Consider the following 17,253-nt stretch of genomic DNA (forward strand, 5'->3'; position numbering starts at 1 on the left):
ACATTAGTATACATTATTTTCTTAAATTTAAAATACATTTTTATAGTTTTTGAATCGAGAATAAAATGAATAATTGCAAAAAATATACCATAAATTTACCTTATACAAAATTTCCTATGCGTGGTAATTTAGCTAATCGTGAACCTAATATGCTAGAACGTTGGTATATTAATGATCTTTATGGATTGATTCGTAAATCCAGAAAAGGTAAAGAAAAATTTATTTTACATGATGGACCTCCGTATGCAAACGGTAGTATTCATATTGGTCATTCAGTTAATAAAATTCTTAAAGATATTATTATTAAATCTAAAATATTAATGGGTTATGACTCTCCCTATGTCCCAGGTTGGGATTGTCATGGTTTACCAATTGAATTAAAAGTAGAACAACTTATCGGTAAACCTGGTAATAAAGTAAATACTTCTGATTTCAGAGTGGCATGTAGAAAATACGCTGCAAAACAGGTAGAAAAGCAAAAAAGAGATTTTATGCGCTTAGGTATACTAGGTGACTGGAAGCACCCTTACCTAACAATGAATTTTATTACCGAAGCCAATACTATTCGTGCATTTGGTAAGATTATTGCCAACGGTTACTTGTATAAAGGGGCTAAACCAGTACATTGGTGTATTGATTGTTGCTCTGCACTTGCAGAATCAGAAATTGAATATTATGAACAGACTTCACCGTCTATTGACGTTACTTTTGAAGCTGCAGATTCTCTTTCTTTAGCAAAAAAATTTCAGGCTAATAATTTCACAGGTAAAATTTCAATAGTAATTTGGACAACTACACCCTGGACTCTACCAGCAAATCGTGCTATCGCGATTAACCCTAATTTAAACTATCAATTAGTAGAAATTAATGGAAAAGGTTATATTTTAGCAGCTGACTTAGTTAAAAATTTAATTATACGTACCAATATTCAGCACTGGAAAATAATAGGAGTTCCTACTAAAGGAAGTAATCTTGAGTTACTTAAATTTCGTCATCCTTTTATGGACTTTAATGTATCAATTATACTGAGCAATCATGTAACTTTATCTACTGGTACAGGAGCTGTACATATAGCTCCTGGGCACGGTTTAGAAGATTATATTCTTAGCCAAAAATATGGTTTAGAAGTTACAAATTTAGTAGGTCCTGATGGTTATTATCTATCTGGTATTTTAAAGGAACTTGACGGTATACAATTTTTAAAAGCAAATGATATAGTTATCGAAATACTACGCGCTAAAGAAGCTATAATGCATGCAGATAAACTGCAACACAGTTATTCATACTGCTGGCGTCATAAAACACCAATTATCTTTCGTACTACTCCCCAGTGGTTCATCAGTCTAGATCTACTAAATTTACGTAAAAATACGTTAGAAGAAATTAAAAAAGTAAATTGGATTCCTAATTGTGGTCAGGAAAGAATTAAAAATATGGTAGCCAATTGTCCAGATTGGTGTATTTCACGTCAGCGTATTTGGGGGGTACCAATGGTCTTATTCGTGCATAAGAAGACTCAATTATTACATCCCAGCACTATAGAAATAATAGAAAAAGTAGCAAAAATGGTAGAAAAAAAAGGCGTACAAGCATGGTGGGATTTAAATCCCATCAATCTTCTTGGTGAAGATGCTATTCATTACCATAAAGTGCCAGATACACTTGATGTTTGGTTTGATTCTGGTTCTACATATTTTTCTGTAGTTTCAGTACATCCAGATTTTGAAAAAGCTACACCAGATCTGTATTTAGAAGGTTATGACCAACATCGTGGTTGGTTTATGTCATCATTGATAATTTCAACTGCTATATACGGTAAGGCACCATATCGTCAGGTACTTACCCACGGATTTATTGTGGACGAAAAAAGTAGAAAAATGTCAAAATCATTGGGTAATGTAGTAAGTCCTCAACAAATTGTAGATAAACTAGGAGCTGATATATTGCGACTATGGGTAGCTTCATCAGATTACACAGGAGAGATGGCAATATCTAATGAAATACTTAAAAGAGCAGTAGATATTTATCGTCGTATACGTAATACAATACGTTTTCTACTAGCTAATTTAAACTTTTTTGATCCCAACAAACATATTGTTAATCCTGAACACATGGTATTATTAGACCGTTGGGCCGTTAGCTGTGCTTTAACGGCCCAGGAAGAAATTATAGCTGCTTACAATAGATATGATTTTCATAATGTTATACAACGCATAATGCAATTTTGTTCAATTGAGATGGGTTCTTTTTATCTAGATATTATTAAAGATCGTCAGTATACAGCTAAAGCTGACAGTATTGCACGTCGCAGTTGTCAAACTGCATTATACCATATTTGCGAGGCAATTGTTCGTTGGATAGCACCTATTATGTCGTTTACTGCTGATGAAATTTGGGAATTTATGCCTGGAAAAAGAATGCAGTATGTATTTACAGAAGAATGGTATAAAGGACTATTTAAACTAGATTATAACCAACCATTTAATGATAAATATTGGCGTACCTTGCTAAAAGTACGTAATGAAACTAATAAAATTATAGAAATTGCACGTGCTGATAAGCGTATTTGTGCTTCACTAGAAGCTAGTGTTACGCTTTATGCTAAACCTTCTCTTGCTACTTTGCTGCGTAAAGTAGGTAATGAACTTTATTTTGCTTTGCTAACTTCAAATGCAGTGGTAGCAGATTATGATGCTGCTGGAAATGATGCTATGCAGTGTCAAGGATTAAAAGGTTTAAAAATTACCTTAGAAAGGGCTGTTGGAAAAAAATGTCAGCGCTGCTGGCATTATGAATTAAATATTGGTCAAAATACTAATTATCCAGAAATATGTAGTCGTTGTGTTACCAACATTGCTGGATATGGTGAAAAACGTAAGTTTATATGATAAATAATAAGGTTTTTATTTGTAATAGCTTTAATAAATGCTAGTTCTATACTAGAATTTTTACTAGCGAGAATACTAAAATCATAAATTACCACAAATGGTGGAACTAGTTAGATAAAAAAAATTTTCCAGCTAAATCAGTAATTTTATTGCAATTATTAGCTAGTGTAAAATAATACAAACCTTAAAATAATACAAACCTTTAAGATAGAACTTAAATGTTAAAAACATAATTTCAAATTTAACAATCAGTTTTGATAAATAGCTCTATATACATAAATTAATTATTATATGTAGAGGTTTCAATTTTACGGATGTTTTATAACTTAAGTTCTCTAACTAAAATAGTAAATTATTTGTTTTAAAAGATTCCTTCTTAATACTAAGACTGCTGTATATATTTTAAATTAATTATGGTTGACAAATAATAGCGATATCTAGATTTAGAGGAGTCAAAATGGTTATTGATGAAAATAAACAAAAAGCATTATCTGAAGCATTAAACCAGATTGAAAAACAATTTGGTAAAGGATCAATAATGCGTCTAGGTGAAGATTGCTCTATGAATGTTGAAACAATATCTACAGGTTCTTTATCTCTAGATATCGCTTTGGGAGCTGGTGGTTTACCTATGGGACGTATCGTAGAAATATACGGTCCTGAATCATCAGGTAAAACAACTCTGACTCTGCAAGTTATCGCTTCAGCACAGCGTAAAAATAAAACCTGTGCATTTATTGATGCTGAACACGCTCTTGATCCTATATACGCTAAAAAACTGGGGGTGGATATTGATAATCTTCTGTGCTCTCAGCCAGATACTGGAGAACAAGCTTTAGAAATATGTGATGCCCTTACTCGTTCTGGTGCAGTAGATGTCATTGTTGTTGATTCTGTTGCAGCATTAACGCCAAAAGCAGAAATTGAGGGTGAAATAGGTGATTCCCATATGGGACTAGCTGCTCGCATGATGAGTCAAGCAATGAGAAAGTTGGCAGTAAATTTAAAAAACGCTAATACTCTACTGATTTTTATTAATCAGATACGTATGAAGATCGGCGTTATGTTTGGTAATTTAGAAACTACGACTGGGGGCAATGCTCTAAAATTTTACGCATCAGTTCGTCTAGATATCCGTCGTATTGGTTCAGTAAAAGAAGGAGATGTAGTAGTTGGCAGTGAAACACGAGTTAAAGTTGTAAAAAACAAAATTGCTGCTCCTTTTAAACAGGCAGAATTTCAAATATTGTACAGTGAAGGAATTAATATCTACGGTGAACTTATTGATATAGGCGTAAAACATAATTTAATTGAAAAATCTGGTACCTGGTATAGTTATAATGGTGAAAAAATTGGTCAAGGTAAGACTAATGCATGCAATTTTTTGCATAAAAAATTAGAATTAGCGGCAGAAATAGATAATAAATTACGTGATATGCTGTTGTTATGAAGTTAATAAATAAAAATTTACCTATTTTCTTAAATTTTGCATAATTTATAATTAATCGAGATAACTATGAGTAATAGCACCGATGATATACGTCAGAAATTTATCAATTTTTTTAATAGCAAAGAACATCAACTTGTTGCAAGTAGTTCATTGGTACCTAATAACGATCCAACATTGCTTTTTACTAATGCAGGTATGAATCAGTTTAAAGATGTCTTTTTAGGACTAGATAATCGTTCTTACAGAAGAGCTACTACATCACAGCGCTGTGTACGTGCTGGTGGAAAGCATAACGATTTGGAAAATGTAGGTTATACGACGCGTCACCATACTTTTTTTGAGATGTTAGGCAATTTTAGCTTTGGAGATTATTTTAAATATGATGCTATACGATTTGCATGGGAATTATTAACTAGTGAACAATGGTTTAATCTACCAAAAGATAAATTATGGGTTACAGTTTATGCTACCGATTATGAATCATATAATATATGGGCCAATGATATTGGGGTCCCTTTAAAGCATATTATTCGTATTGGTGATAATAAAGGCATCGCTTATAACTCTGATAATTTTTGGAAAATGGGCGAAACTGGTCCTTGCGGTCCATGTTCAGAAATATTTTACGATCATGGTAATCATATATTAGGAAATCCACCGGGAAGCATAGATAAAAATGGCGATCGTTACATTGAAATTTGGAACTTGGTATTTATGCAATTTAACCGTCATACTGACGGAACTCTGCTTCTTTTACCCAAACCTTCAGTAGATACTGGTATGGGACTAGAGCGTATTGCTGCAGTATTGCAAAATGTTGATTCAAATTATGATATAGACTTTTTTAAAAAAATTATTGACGCTGCAGCCTGGGCAACAGGCACAAATAACCTTAATAGCAAATCTTTACGTGTTATTGCTGATCATATTCGTTCTTGCGCTTTCATTATTAGCGACGGAGTTGTACCTTCAAACGAAGGTAGAGGATATGTATTACGCCGTATTATTCGGCGTGCTCTTCGCCATGGAAATATACTAGGAGTTAGCAATACTTTTTTTTACAAGCTAGTTGCACCACTTATCGAAGTAATGGGTAATGTTGCTGGTAACTTAAAACTACAAAGATCAATAGTAGAACAAATTCTTCGTACTGAAGAAGAGCAATTTAATCGCACAATTAAACGTGGATTAACGCTATTAGATGAAGAGCTAGAAAAATTGACTGGTGATACTCTTAATGGAGAAACTGCTTTTCGTCTTTATGATACTTATGGTTTCCCTCTAGATTTTACTTTAGATATTTGTCGTGAACGTAACTTATCTGTTGATAAAGCAGGATTTAAATCAGCTCTAGAAGCACAACGTAAAAAAGCTCGCGATTCACGCCATTTTAGCTTTGACTACAACAGTCATATACTGCTGCAGCAAGTAGAAGAAATATCTTCATTTATTGGATATGAACAGCTTAAACATCAGAGTATAGTAATAGCTATATTCCGTAATGGTCATCGAGTTAATATAATATTTAATGGAGAAGAAGCAATAATAGTACTTAAAGAAACACCATTTTATAGTGAGATGGGTGGCCAGATTGGAGACCAAGGTGAATTAAAAGCAGCTTCTGGAATCTTTCAAGTAACAGATACTCAGAAATACGGTAGAGCAATCTGCCACTTAGGTAAAATTAATTATGGTGAAATAAGATTAGGTATGAATGTTACCGCACAAGTAAATGATCTTCTTCGTAAGAAGATTTGCTTAAATCACTCTGCTACACATTTATTACATGCAGCGTTGCGTCAGGTGCTTGGTCCACATATTAAACAAAAAAGCTCGTCAGTAAAAGATAAATACTTACGTTTTGATTTTTTACATAGTAAAGCTATGGAACTAGAACAAATACGCCAGGTAGAAAAAATTGTAAATAAGCAGATAAGACGTAATATATCTATTAAAACAGAAATTTTAACTCTGGAAGAAGCATGTAAAAAAGGAGCAATAGCGTTATTTAACGATAAATATGTTAGAATGCTGAGTATTGGAGATTTTTCTAAAGAATTGTGTGGAGGAACTCACGCCAACCGTACTGGAGATATTGGAATCTTTAGTATTACTAAAGAATCAGGAATAGCTGCGAATATACGTCGTATTGAAGCTGTTACTGGAGAAGAAGCCATAATATTATTTAATAATCAAAATAATTTATTGAACCAAGTTACAAAATTAATAAAAAGTGACAGCAAAACAATAGTTAATAAGGTACGAGCACTGCAGGAACATTCTCGCCAGTTAGAAAAAGATATTCAAGAATTGAAAAATAAATATGCAACACAAATAGTGATATCTATCATCCAGAATGTTCGCAATATTAAAGGAGTTAAAGTTTTAGTAACTAAATTAGATAACATTGAATATAAAGTTTTACGTATTATGGTAGATCATTTAAAAAATAAACTTGGTTCTGCTGTTATTGTTCTTGCTACAACGATAGCAGGTAAAATATACATAATAGCAGGTGTAACTAAAGATTTAATTGAGAGGATTAAAGCATATGATATTGTTATTCATATAGCACAACAGGTAGGTGTAAAAGGTGGTGGCAGAGCCGATATAGCACAGGCTAGCGGTAAGAATAATAATACTACTACATTATCAACTGTATTAGAAAATGTAGATGCTATAATAGCTGTAAGTATTTAAATAGATTTTTAAAAAAAATTAAAGGAAAAAATGCTTATTTTAAATCGAAAAGTTGGTGAAACTTTAATAATTAGTAATAGTAATGTAACTATGGTTACTGTTTTAAGCATTAAAGGTAACAAAGTTCGTATTGGTGTTAATGCTCCTAAAGAAATTTCTGTGTATAGAGAAGAAATATATCAACGTCTTCAAGATAATACAAAATCGTAAAAAAATCTTTATTTTCATAAAATACATATATAATTTTATTAATTAACCATAATTGTTACTAAACATTAATTTTAAATTTATTATTGTACTATCAAATTATTTTGACTTATCAAAGCTATATAAATTAATATATAGAATTATGCATGTAGTTTTCATTATTGGTGAGGTGGCCGAGAGGCTGAAGGCGCTCCCCTGCTAAGGGAGTATACAATCAAAAGCTGTATCGAGGGTTCGAATCCCTCCCTCGCCGCCATATACACAATGCATCCGTAGCTCAGTTGGATAGAGTACTCGGCTACGAACCGAGCGGTCGGAGGTTCAAATCCTCCCGGATGCATTATCTATCTTAGAAGTAAGGTTTACAATACAGACCCACAATGGTCTAGCATATTAAGTTATTTTCCAGTGAAGCAGAAAATTATGTTTTTTACCCTTTCGTAACAAGGTATAACTTCCATATAGCTTGTCATATTCATTAAATACATAATCTTCAGATGTTTGTTTTTTACCATTTATAGAAATAGCATGGGACTTTATCAGAATACGAGCCTGTCTTCTCGAGATTGCTATATCAGATGTTAACAACGCTTGCTGTAAATCTATATTACGTTCAATAACTACTGTAGGTATGCCGTCTTGTGCCATTTGATCTAAATCAGCTTTAGTTAGATTTGCTATAGTTCCTGTAAAAATGCTGGCAGTAATACGTTTTGCAGTTGCTAAACCATGTTTACCATGAATTATACGAGTTATCTCTTCTGCTAGAATATATTGGGCGCTGGGTGCTTTAGATCCTCTATCTAGATCTGCTTGTTCTATCGCTTCTATTGTCGCTAATTCTAGAAATGTAAAAATTTTTAAAAATCGATATACGTCGCTATCAGCCGTATTAATCCAGAATTGATAGAATTTATATGGGCTAGTTTTATTTGGATCTATCCAAATAGTATCAGACTCGGTTTTACCGAATTTATTACCGTTTTTTTTATTTATAATTGGTAATGTAAGACCATATACAGTATGGTTATTTAACCTACGTGTTAAATCAATACCAGAAGTAATATTTCCCCATTGATCAGATCCTCCAATCTGGAGTGCTACGCCATACTTCTTGTTAAGATAGGCAAAATCATAACCTTGTAAAACATTATAGGAAAACTCTGTAAAAGAAATACCATTATTAGCACGTTTAAAACGTTGCTTTACCGTTTCTTTTTTAATCATCTGATTAACAGAAAAATATTTACCAATATATCGCAAAAATGTAAGTACGCTTATGGAGCGAAACCAATCATAATTGTTTACAACAATAGCGCTATTATTACCACAGTTAAAATCTAGAATTGATGACACTTGATATTTAATTTTTTCTACCCATTCACGAATACTTTCCACAGTATTAAGCTTACGTTCAGTAGTTTTATAACTAGGATCTCCAATAAGACCTGTGGCACCACCAACTAATGCGATAGGACGGTGACCAGCTAATTGAAAGTGTTTAAGGCAAAATAATGGTACTAAATGTCCCAAATGTAAGCTGTCAGAGGTGGGATCGAAACCACAATAGAAAACTATTGGTCCTGAATTTAATCGATCAGCTAGCTCTTTTTTATTTGTAATTTGGGCAATAAATCCTCGTTTATGCAATTTTTGCAGAAGGTTATTGCTTACCATTTTAAACTCCCCAACTATATGTAAATATGGTTAATGTTAAAACATAATAATACTATACTTTATCTAAAGATATCGTAGATGTTATTATTGTTAATTTTTAATCTGTTCAATGTTATTGATAATAGAATTTACTTCCTTAATATGTTTAGCATACTAAGTTAATTAGCTTTGCACAGCTTTTATTTTTTTTCAATTTTATCTAGCGTTAGCATTAACGATGGCTGTTTAATACCAATAGCTTTTGCTAATTTAATTTGATTATTTATGATATAAATTACAAATTTTATGTAAATTAATATAATTTTGGGGCGTAATTTTAAAATTATTTAAAATATGGTCAATTAAAGTGCGCCATACGCGAACAAGTAGCGCTTGATACTGGTAATTACACTTTAAAAGTAATAATAGCATTCTAAAATACAAAATTTACCATACATTCTCCTACAATAGGTACTTATTGTTACAAAATAATAATTTTAAAAAAATACATTCTATATTAGAAATTTAAGCAAATACGAATCATAATGGATAAACTAGTTAACTTAGAAAATATAAATACTCTTAGTATTCGCTTTAGAGGTTTTTATCCGGTTGTTATTGATGTAGAAACCGCTGGTTTTAATGCTGGAACTGATGCTCTATTAGAAATAGCTGCTGTAACATTAAAAATGGATAAAAAAGGATGGTTACATGCTGACAATACTCTTCATTTTCATATTACTCCTTTTCATGGAGCGCAGCTACAACCTGAAGCTTTGGCATTTAATGGAATAGATCCGCTAAATCCTTTACGTGGTGCTGTTACTGAGCACGAGGCTTTACATAAGATATTTAAAATGGTACGTAAAGGTATTAAAGAGCACGATTGCAATCGTGCTATTATTGTTGCTCATAATGCAGCTTTTGATCATGATTTTTTAATGGTAGCTGCAAGTCGTGCCGATTTAAAAAACAACCCATTTCATCCTTTTGTTACTTTCGATACAGCAGCATTAAGTGGACTAGTACTTGGCCAGACTGTACTAGCAAAAGCTTGTAACGCTGCTGGTATAGAATTTGACAATAACGAAGCGCATTCAGCATTATATGATACTGAACGTACAGCAGCTCTATTTTGTGAATTAGTTAATCGATGGAAACGTTTAGGTGGCTGGCCGGTAGTAGATTTACCTTAAAATATTAAATCCCACTTAATTTGGCTCCAAATATGGCAACGCAGAGATTACTCATTACAATATCTGATATATTTTGTAAATCATAAAAATTCAATTTTTTTAAATTTACTTTAAATTTACGATCATGCCACTCTTTTGGAGTATATACTTTAATTGATAAAGCGTGAATACTGTTATCTAAAATAGATTCCATAAGGGGGGTATAAATAGTCTGCTGTTTTTTAACTTTGCTCATACCAGCGAACAACTCACTAACTGCAATAATATAAAAATATCTGCCGGTTACATTTACATAAACTTCATACCACGAAAAATTTTTCATCAATAGCTTTTTTATTTCACTTATTTCCATCTTTAAATTACATTTAAATTTTTTCTTCTAAAAAACTGATTACAACGCTAATACAGCAAGCACTTGCTAAGAATTTTTTTCTTTATTACAATTAAAAATTACAGAGGTCTAAAATAGACCTCTGTGCTTATTAAATGAAATTTTCAAGATGGTTCAATATTGTTTAAATACTAACCTAGTTAGATAGCATGCTGCAAAATAAATAAAATTAACTGCGCCTAATTTTTTTATATAAGGAAAACTTATGTTTACGGGAATAATTCAAGCTACTGCGCCCATTATAGCGATTAAAGAAAAAAAATTTTTTCGTACTCATTATGTACGATTACCGGTAGCGTTATTACCCAACTTGAATATTGGCGCCTCAGTAGCACATAATGGTTGTTGTTTGACAGTTACTGGAATTAATGGTAATTTAGTAAGTTTTGATATAATGAAAGAAACGCTCAGAATAACTAATTTAGGCAACCTTAAGGTAGGTGATGAGATTAATATAGAGAGAGCGGCAAAGATTAATTCAGAAATTAGCGGTCATCTAATATCAGGACATATTATTTGTATCGCTGAATTAATTAAAATTATTATATCAGAAAATAACCTAAACATTTGGTTTTCATTACACGATAATACACTAATAAAATATGTTATGCATAAAGGATATATTGCCGTAGACGGCATTAGCTTAACACTGGGAAAAGTAGTTAATAATTGCTTTTGTGTGCATCTAATACCTGAAACATTGCTACGTACTACATTAGGTAAAAAACTACTAGGTGACAGTGTCAATATCGAAATTGATTCACATACACAGTTAATTGTTAATACTGTAGAACAGTTATTAGCAAAAAAAATTTATTAAAAAGATAAAAAATACTAAAAAGCAAAAATGTATGTTGATGTACTAATTAATCCAGATATTCGTGTTGAATTACCTAAATTAGCTAACTGGCCTACATTTCCACAACTGTGGCTAAATGGTAATTTTATCGGATGATGTGATATAATTCAAGAGATGTACCAAAGTGGTTAATTAAAAAAACTTATTAAAAACTTAAAAAACAAACGGTAACACAAAAACTAATATTTTAAAATATATTGACTATTTTTTGTAAAAAAGTATTATAAATTACCGCATATTACGGTGAGTGGCGCAGTCTGGAAGCGCAATACGTTCGGGACGTATGGGTCAGAGGTTCAAATCCTCTCTCACCGAGAAAATTTTGTTAAACTTTTTGCTAAAGTAGGTAAATCTTTTAAAAGGATCATCTTAAATCTTTTAAAAGGATCATCTTTTTGCTAAAGATATGAGATATTTACAATCTAATATTTAGATTAGACATATTTTATCCGCCTGTTAAAATTTATACTAATACGCATTTTTTGCATCTTTTAGAAGGTGTGTAATTATGAATAAGATTCCGATGACCATTCGCGGTGCTGAAAAACTCCGTAAGGAACTAGAATATCTCAAAAATGTTTGCAGACCTAAAATTACCAGATCTATTGCTGATGCTCGTGAATATGGTGATTTAAAAGAAAATGCTGAGTATCATGCTGCTAGAGAACAACAAGTATTTTGTGAAGGCAGAATAGAAAAAATAGAAGCTAAATTATTTAATGCGCAGGTTATAGATGTAACTAAGCTAACCCCTAACGGCAGAGTTATTTTTGGTGCTACAGTTAGTGTAGAGAATATTAATAATAAAGAAAAGCAAAAATACTGCATTGTTGGCGATGATGAAGCTGATTTTAAAAAAAATTTAATTTCTATTAATTCTCCTATAGCTCGCGGACTTATTGGCAAAATAGAAGGAGATATTGTAGTTATTAAAACTCCTAACGGTATAGTAGAATACAAAATTATTCGTGTTGATTATTTGTAAATACATGATTTTTATCAATCCATAACATGGAAATAAAATATGATATTGATAAATGTTTAATCCATAACTTATTTAGAAAATAAAATGACTACTAAAAAGCGTTCTGCAAGTTCTATTTTTTGGCTAAAAGAACATTTTAATGATAAATATGTTCAGCATGCACAAAAAAAACAACTGCGTTCTCGTGCTTGGTTTAAACTTCATCAAATACAACAAAGCGACAATATATTTTATCCAGGAATAACTGTAGTAGATTTAGGATCTTCACCTGGAGGTTGGTCTAAATATGTTGTTATGCAGATAGGCAACAAAGGTCGTGTTATTGCATGTGATATACTTCCAATGGAGTCAATAGTAGGCGTAGAGTTTATACAAGGTGATTTTCGTAACCCATTAGTGTTAAATTCTTTGATTGAAGTTATAGGTAAAAAAAAAGTACAGGTAGTGCTATCAGATATGGCTCCTAATATAAGCGGTACTCCGGAAGTTGATATTCCTAAAACTATGTATCTAGTTGAATTAGCACTGGATATGTGTCTAGATGTTCTTGCACCAGGTGGTAGTTTTTTAGTTAAAATTTTTCAGGGAGAAAATTTTGATAAGTACCTGCATACAATAAGTTCTCTTTTTAAGAAGGTAAAAATACGAAAACCTGAAGCTTCTCGTGCTAGTTCAAGAGAAGTGTATATTGTAGCTAAAGAACGTAAATTATAGTATCCTAAGTATCCTAAATTTAATTGTTAACACTGTATGAGGTTAATTCCTTGAGTGATATGGCGAAAAACCTAATTATTTGGTTAGTTATTGCAGTTTTATTAATGTCTGTATTCCAGAGTTTTGGTACCAGTGATTATAATAAACGTAAAGTAGATTACTCTACTTTTATGTCAGAATTAAATAAAGATCAAGTTAGAGAAGCACGTATTAATGGTCGTGAAATTACAGTTACTAAAAAAAATAGTAATCGCTATACTACCTATATTCCCATCAATGATCCTAAGCTACTTGATATTCTTTTGACAAAAAGCGTGAAAGTTATAGGTGAGCCTCCAGAAGAACCTAATATTATAGCTTCAGTATTTATATCTTGGTTTCCGATGTTATTACTCATTGGTGTCTGGGTATTCTTTATGCGGCAAATGCAAAGCGGCGGTAAAGGTGCTATTTCTTTTGGTAAAAGTAAGGCTAGAATCCTGACGGAAGATCAAATTAAAACAACATTTGCTGATGTTGCTGGTTGTGATGAAGCTAAAGAAGAAGTTAGTGAACTAGTAGATTACTTGCGGGAACCAAGTCGTTTTCAAAAACTTGGGGGTAAAATTCCCAAAGGAGTGTTAATGGTGGGTCCTCCTGGTACTGGAAAAACACTTTTAGCAAAAGCTATTGCAGGTGAAGCTAAAGTTCCTTTTTTTAACATTTCTGGTTCTGATTTTGTAGAAATGTTTGTTGGTGTCGGTGCTTCTCGCGTTCGCGATATGTTTGAACAAGCTAAAAAAGCAGCACCATGTATTATCTTTATTGATGAAATTGATGCTGTAGGACGTCATCGTGGTGCAGGACTTGGTGGGGGTCACGATGAACGAGAACAAACTCTAAACCAAATGCTTGTTGAAATGGACGGATTTGAAGGAAATGAAGGAATTATCGTTATTGCTGCAACTAATCGACCAGATGTCTTAGATCCTGCTTTACTTCGTCCTGGTCGTTTTGACCGTCATGTGGTAGTTGGACTACCAGATATTAGAGGACGAGAACAAATTTTGAGAGTACACATACGCCATGTGCCGCTTGCACCTGATATAGATGTCTTAGTTGTTGCTCGTGGTACACCTGGATTTTCAGGTGCTGATTTAGCTAATCTAGTAAATGAAGCAGCTCTATTTGCAGCACGTAGCAGTAAACGCATGGTATCAATGATAGAATTTGAAAAAGCAAAGGATAAAATTATGATGGGCGCAGAGCGTCGTTCTCTGGTAATGACTGAAGCACAAAAAGAATCTACAGCTTATCACGAAGCTGGACACGCTATCATTGGTCGTTTGGTACCAGAACATGATCCAGTTCATAAAGTAACAATTATTCCTCGCGGGAGAGCCCTGGGTATTACCTTTTTTTTACCAGAAAAGGATACTATAAGTGCTAGCCGCCAGAAGTTAGAAAGCCAAATATCTACCCTATATGGTGGTAGGTTAGCCGAAGAAATTATTTATGGTTCAGAAAATATTTCTACTGGTGCTTCTAACGATATCAAAGTTGCAACATCTATTGCAAGAAATATGGTAACCCAATGGGGTTTCTCTGAAAAACTTGGTCCTCTTTTATATGCAGAGGAAGAATGCGAAGTATTTTTAGGTCGTTCTGTAGCTAAGTCCCAACATATATCAGATGAAACTACACGCATCATCGATCAAGAAGTTAAATCATTAATTGAACGAAATTATATACGTGCACGTACACTATTGATGGATAATATAGATATATTGCATGCAATGAAGGATGCATTAATGAAATATGAAACTATTAACGCGCCGCAGATCGATGAATTAATGAGCCGTAAAGCAGTTTGTCCACCACCAGGATGGGATAATATTGTTTCCAGTACTAACTGTAAATTTTTATTTTATACTGATAGTTACTGAACAATTTTTTTAAAAAAATTTGTGGTAAATAGTAAGTATTCTACATTGTTAGATTGCAAGTTTTATCGTTAAAATAACTGTTTTTTTACCGCAGCAAATAAAATATACTTGCAACTAAAGTAGGCTTTTGTTAAAAATTTTTTTAAATTGTGCTTTAGATAGATATAACTTTAGTAATTAACTTGAGGATACAAAATATGTATCGATTTCTATTAATTATTTTTATAGTAATATCTATCGTACTTATTACGCTGATTATGCTGCAAAAAATTAAAGGTGCTAATAATGTAAGTACTTCGTCAAGTATAGGATCATCTAGTACCATACTAGGTTTTAAAAAATCTAGTAATTTTGTAACTCGTATTACATTTATGCTAGCAGCGCTATTTTTCATTATTAGCTTAATACTAGGAAAGCTAAATAATAAATATATTTTAAAAAAAAATGGAAATAAAAGATCTAAAAAAGTTACCAACTAAAACAATGCAAAAATGATTCATTAGAATCTTCTAAAAATAAATATTTAAATGCTACGTGGCCGAGGTGGTGAAATTGGTAAACACGCTACCTTGAGGTGGTAGTGCCTAAAAACTGGCTTACGGGTTCAAATCCCGTCCTCGGTACCAAATTTAAATATGCTTGCTATTTATTTTAGATGTTTTTATTACTTAATATGGTAAAAATGGAGATGGAAAACTATGAATTATTCGATTTAAATAATAATATCCAGAAAACAAATCTAGTACCTAGAGTTTTAACGTTTTACTAAGGCAACTAAGATGAATAAAGAAATTCTGGCTGTTGTTGAGGCAGTGTCTAATGAAAAATCAATCCCCAAAGATAAACTTTTCGAAGCGCTAGAGACAGCATTAGTTACAGCAACTAAGAAAAAATACGAAAATGAAATTGATGTTCGCGTTAGCATAAATCACAAATCAGGTGATTTTAATACATTTCGTCGTTGGATTATTGTTGATAAGGTTACTCAACCTACTCTTGAAATTACACTTGAAGCGGCAAAAATGGAGGATCCACTAGCCAAAATAGGAGGCTATATAGAATATCAAATAGAATCAATTACATTTGATCGTATTACTACTCAAACTGCAAAACAAGTAATAATTCAGAAAATGCGTGAAGCAGAACGTGCAATTGTTATTAATCAATTTTGCAATTACGAGGGTAAACTTATAACAAGTTTGGTTAAAAAAGTTAATAGAGATAACATTATTCTAGATTTAGGAAGCAATGTTGAAGCATTAATTGGTCGTGAGGATATGCTTCCACATGAAAATTTCCGTCCTGGAGACCGTATACGCGGCATATTATATTCGATACGCCCAGAATTAAGAGGTGCACAACTTTTTGTAAGTAGATCACGTCCGGAGATGTTAGTAGAATTATTACGCATTGAGGTACCGGAAATAAGTGATGAAATAATTGAAATTAAAGCTGCTGCTAGAGATCCTGGTTCACGGGCAAAAATAGCAGTAAAAACAAACGATAAACGTATTGATCCGATCGGAGCTTGCGTAGGAATGCGTGGAGCACGAGTTCAAGCAGTTTCCAAAGAACTAAATGGAGAACGTATCGATATTGTACTATGGGATAATAATCCTGCTAAATTCGTTATTAATGCTATGGCTCCTGCTGATGTCGTTTCTATAGTAGTAGATGAAGATAAACACACAATGGATATCGCGGTAGAAGCAGATAATCTTGCTCAAGCTATTGGACGTAACGGACAAAACGTTAGATTAGCCTCCCAACTTAGCGGTTGGGAGCTAAATGTAATAACAGTAGAAGATATGAAGTTAAAACATCAAGCTGAAAACAATGAAGCTATCGATATCTTAACAAGTAATCTACATATTAATAAAAATTTGGCTACTGTACTAGTAGCAGCAGGTTTCTCTTCCATTGAAGAACTAGCCTATGTACCTTTAAATGAATTGTTAGAAATTAAATTGCTAAATGAAGAAACAATAAAAATGTTACGTGAAAAAGCAAAAAATGCACTTACTAAGCTTGCTTTAGCTAAGCAAAAAAACAGAATACCTGCTAAAGACCTGCTAGAGTTACAAGAACTTGATCGATGCATAGCATTTAACTTGGCAAAGTATGGTGTTTGTAATTTACAAGATCTTGCTGAACAAAGTGTCGAAGATATATCAGATATTGACGGTTTGAGTAGTGAAAAAGCAGGAGAGATAATTATGGCAGCGCGTAATATTTGCTGGTTTAGAGATAACGATAAATAAATTATAGCAGGAAATTAACAG

General features: G+C 32.5%; 10 protein-coding genes, 4 tRNA genes and 4 pseudogenes. 16 read left to right on the forward strand and 2 right to left on the reverse strand.

Features of this window, described 5'->3' with window-relative positions; genetic code table 11:
• Nucleotides 1-65: 65 nt before the first annotated feature.
• The 6 genes and pseudogenes from ileS (at nucleotide 66) to TREMTM_RS01070 (ending at nucleotide 7,585) form a co-directional block, all read left to right on the forward strand.
• Nucleotides 66-2,888, forward strand: coding sequence for an isoleucine--tRNA ligase (ileS, locus tag TREMTM_RS01045; protein ID WP_083172458.1), 2,823 nt, complete (start codon nucleotides 66-68; stop codon nucleotides 2,886-2,888).
• A gap of 457 nt (nucleotides 2,889-3,345) precedes the next feature.
• Nucleotides 3,346-4,332: pseudogene (gene recA, locus TREMTM_RS01050) on the forward strand (recombinase RecA); the annotation flags it as partial.
• 72 nt (nucleotides 4,333-4,404) lie between these two features.
• Nucleotides 4,405-7,038, forward strand: a complete 2,634-nt coding sequence (gene alaS, locus TREMTM_RS01055; protein ID WP_083172462.1) for an alanine--tRNA ligase — start codon at nucleotides 4,405-4,407, stop codon at nucleotides 7,036-7,038.
• Nucleotides 7,039-7,068: 30 nt separating this feature from the next.
• Complete coding sequence (gene csrA, locus TREMTM_RS01060; RefSeq protein WP_083172464.1) at nucleotides 7,069-7,248, forward strand: carbon storage regulator CsrA; 180 nt, start codon at nucleotides 7,069-7,071, stop codon at nucleotides 7,246-7,248.
• 160 nt (nucleotides 7,249-7,408) lie between these two features.
• A tRNA-Ser gene (locus tag TREMTM_RS01065) sits at nucleotides 7,409-7,501 on the forward strand.
• Between the two features lie 10 nt (nucleotides 7,502-7,511).
• Nucleotides 7,512-7,585 (forward strand) — tRNA-Arg (locus tag TREMTM_RS01070).
• 53 nt (nucleotides 7,586-7,638) lie between these two features.
• Here the strand turns inward: TREMTM_RS01070 and tyrS are convergent.
• A complete protein-coding gene (tyrS, locus tag TREMTM_RS01075) occupies nucleotides 7,639-8,922 on the reverse strand; it encodes a tyrosine--tRNA ligase (protein ID WP_083172466.1) in 1,284 nt (427 codons plus the stop codon).
• 524 nt (nucleotides 8,923-9,446) lie between these two features.
• Between tyrS and rnt the strand changes: the two genes are divergently transcribed.
• A complete protein-coding gene (rnt, locus tag TREMTM_RS01080; RefSeq protein WP_083172468.1) occupies nucleotides 9,447-10,097 on the forward strand; it encodes a ribonuclease T in 651 nt (216 codons plus the stop codon).
• 115 nt (nucleotides 10,098-10,212) lie between these two features.
• Here the strand turns inward: rnt and TREMTM_RS01085 are convergent.
• Nucleotides 10,213-10,449 (reverse strand): annotated as a pseudogene (locus TREMTM_RS01085) (BolA family protein); the annotation flags it as partial.
• A 244-nt stretch (nucleotides 10,450-10,693) separates the two neighbouring features.
• On the opposite strand from TREMTM_RS01085, the gene TREMTM_RS01090 reads away from it, so the two are divergent.
• The 9 genes and pseudogenes from TREMTM_RS01090 (at nucleotide 10,694) to nusA (ending at nucleotide 17,232) form a co-directional block, all read left to right on the forward strand.
• The gene (locus TREMTM_RS01090; protein ID WP_083172472.1) at nucleotides 10,694-11,308 is read left to right on the forward strand and encodes a riboflavin synthase subunit alpha; all 615 of its coding nucleotides are present in this window, start codon (nucleotides 10,694-10,696) and stop codon (nucleotides 11,306-11,308) included.
• Between the two features lie 30 nt (nucleotides 11,309-11,338).
• A pseudogene (locus TREMTM_RS01095) lies at nucleotides 11,339-11,440 on the forward strand (glutaredoxin domain-containing protein); the annotation flags it as partial.
• 148 nt (nucleotides 11,441-11,588) lie between these two features.
• Nucleotides 11,589-11,662 (forward strand) — tRNA-Pro (locus tag TREMTM_RS01100).
• A 193-nt stretch (nucleotides 11,663-11,855) separates the two neighbouring features.
• Nucleotides 11,856-12,332 (forward strand): transcription elongation factor GreA, encoded by a 477-nt coding sequence (greA, locus tag TREMTM_RS01105; protein ID WP_083172476.1) that lies wholly within the window; start codon nucleotides 11,856-11,858, stop codon nucleotides 12,330-12,332.
• A gap of 84 nt (nucleotides 12,333-12,416) precedes the next feature.
• Nucleotides 12,417-13,046 carry a 23S rRNA (uridine(2552)-2'-O)-methyltransferase RlmE gene (gene rlmE, locus TREMTM_RS01110; protein WP_083172478.1) on the forward strand — a complete coding sequence of 210 codons (630 nt, stop codon included), beginning with the start codon at nucleotides 12,417-12,419 and terminating at the stop codon, nucleotides 13,044-13,046.
• Nucleotides 13,047-13,105: 59 nt separating this feature from the next.
• Nucleotides 13,106-14,938 (forward strand): annotated as a pseudogene (gene ftsH / locus TREMTM_RS01115) (ATP-dependent zinc metalloprotease FtsH); the annotation flags it as partial.
• Nucleotides 14,939-15,168: 230 nt separating this feature from the next.
• A complete protein-coding gene (secG, locus tag TREMTM_RS01120; RefSeq protein ID WP_083172482.1) occupies nucleotides 15,169-15,450 on the forward strand; it encodes a preprotein translocase subunit SecG in 282 nt (93 codons plus the stop codon).
• A gap of 58 nt (nucleotides 15,451-15,508) precedes the next feature.
• Nucleotides 15,509-15,597, forward strand: a tRNA-Leu gene (locus tag TREMTM_RS01125).
• 153 nt (nucleotides 15,598-15,750) lie between these two features.
• Entirely contained in the window at nucleotides 15,751-17,232 is a 1,482-nt protein-coding gene (gene nusA / locus TREMTM_RS01130; protein WP_083172485.1) for a transcription termination factor NusA, read from the forward strand.
• Nucleotides 17,233-17,253: the final 21 nt, after the last annotated feature.

Source organism: secondary endosymbiont of Trabutina mannipara, assembly GCF_900090215.1.
Taxonomy (GTDB): domain Bacteria; phylum Pseudomonadota; class Gammaproteobacteria; order Enterobacterales; family Enterobacteriaceae; genus Mikella.

Bases quoted from the DNA above. Each gene is read 5' to 3' on its own strand.
- ileS (WP_083172458.1), top strand. From the start codon at position 66: ATGAATAATTGCAAAAAATATACCATAAATTTACCTTATACAAAATTT.
- alaS (WP_083172462.1), top strand. From the start codon at position 4,405: ATGAGTAATAGCACCGATGATATACGTCAGAAATTTATCAATTTTTTT.
- csrA (WP_083172464.1), top strand. From the start codon at position 7,069: ATGCTTATTTTAAATCGAAAAGTTGGTGAAACTTTAATAATTAGTAAT.
- tyrS (WP_083172466.1), bottom strand. From the start codon at position 8,922: ATGGTAAGCAATAACCTTCTGCAAAAATTGCATAAACGAGGATTTATT.
- rnt (WP_083172468.1), top strand. From the start codon at position 9,447: ATGGATAAACTAGTTAACTTAGAAAATATAAATACTCTTAGTATTCGC.
- TREMTM_RS01090 (WP_083172472.1), top strand. From the start codon at position 10,694: ATGTTTACGGGAATAATTCAAGCTACTGCGCCCATTATAGCGATTAAA.
- greA (WP_083172476.1), top strand. From the start codon at position 11,856: ATGAATAAGATTCCGATGACCATTCGCGGTGCTGAAAAACTCCGTAAG.
- rlmE (WP_083172478.1), top strand. From the start codon at position 12,417: ATGACTACTAAAAAGCGTTCTGCAAGTTCTATTTTTTGGCTAAAAGAA.
- secG (WP_083172482.1), top strand. From the start codon at position 15,169: ATGTATCGATTTCTATTAATTATTTTTATAGTAATATCTATCGTACTT.
- nusA (WP_083172485.1), top strand. From the start codon at position 15,751: ATGAATAAAGAAATTCTGGCTGTTGTTGAGGCAGTGTCTAATGAAAAA.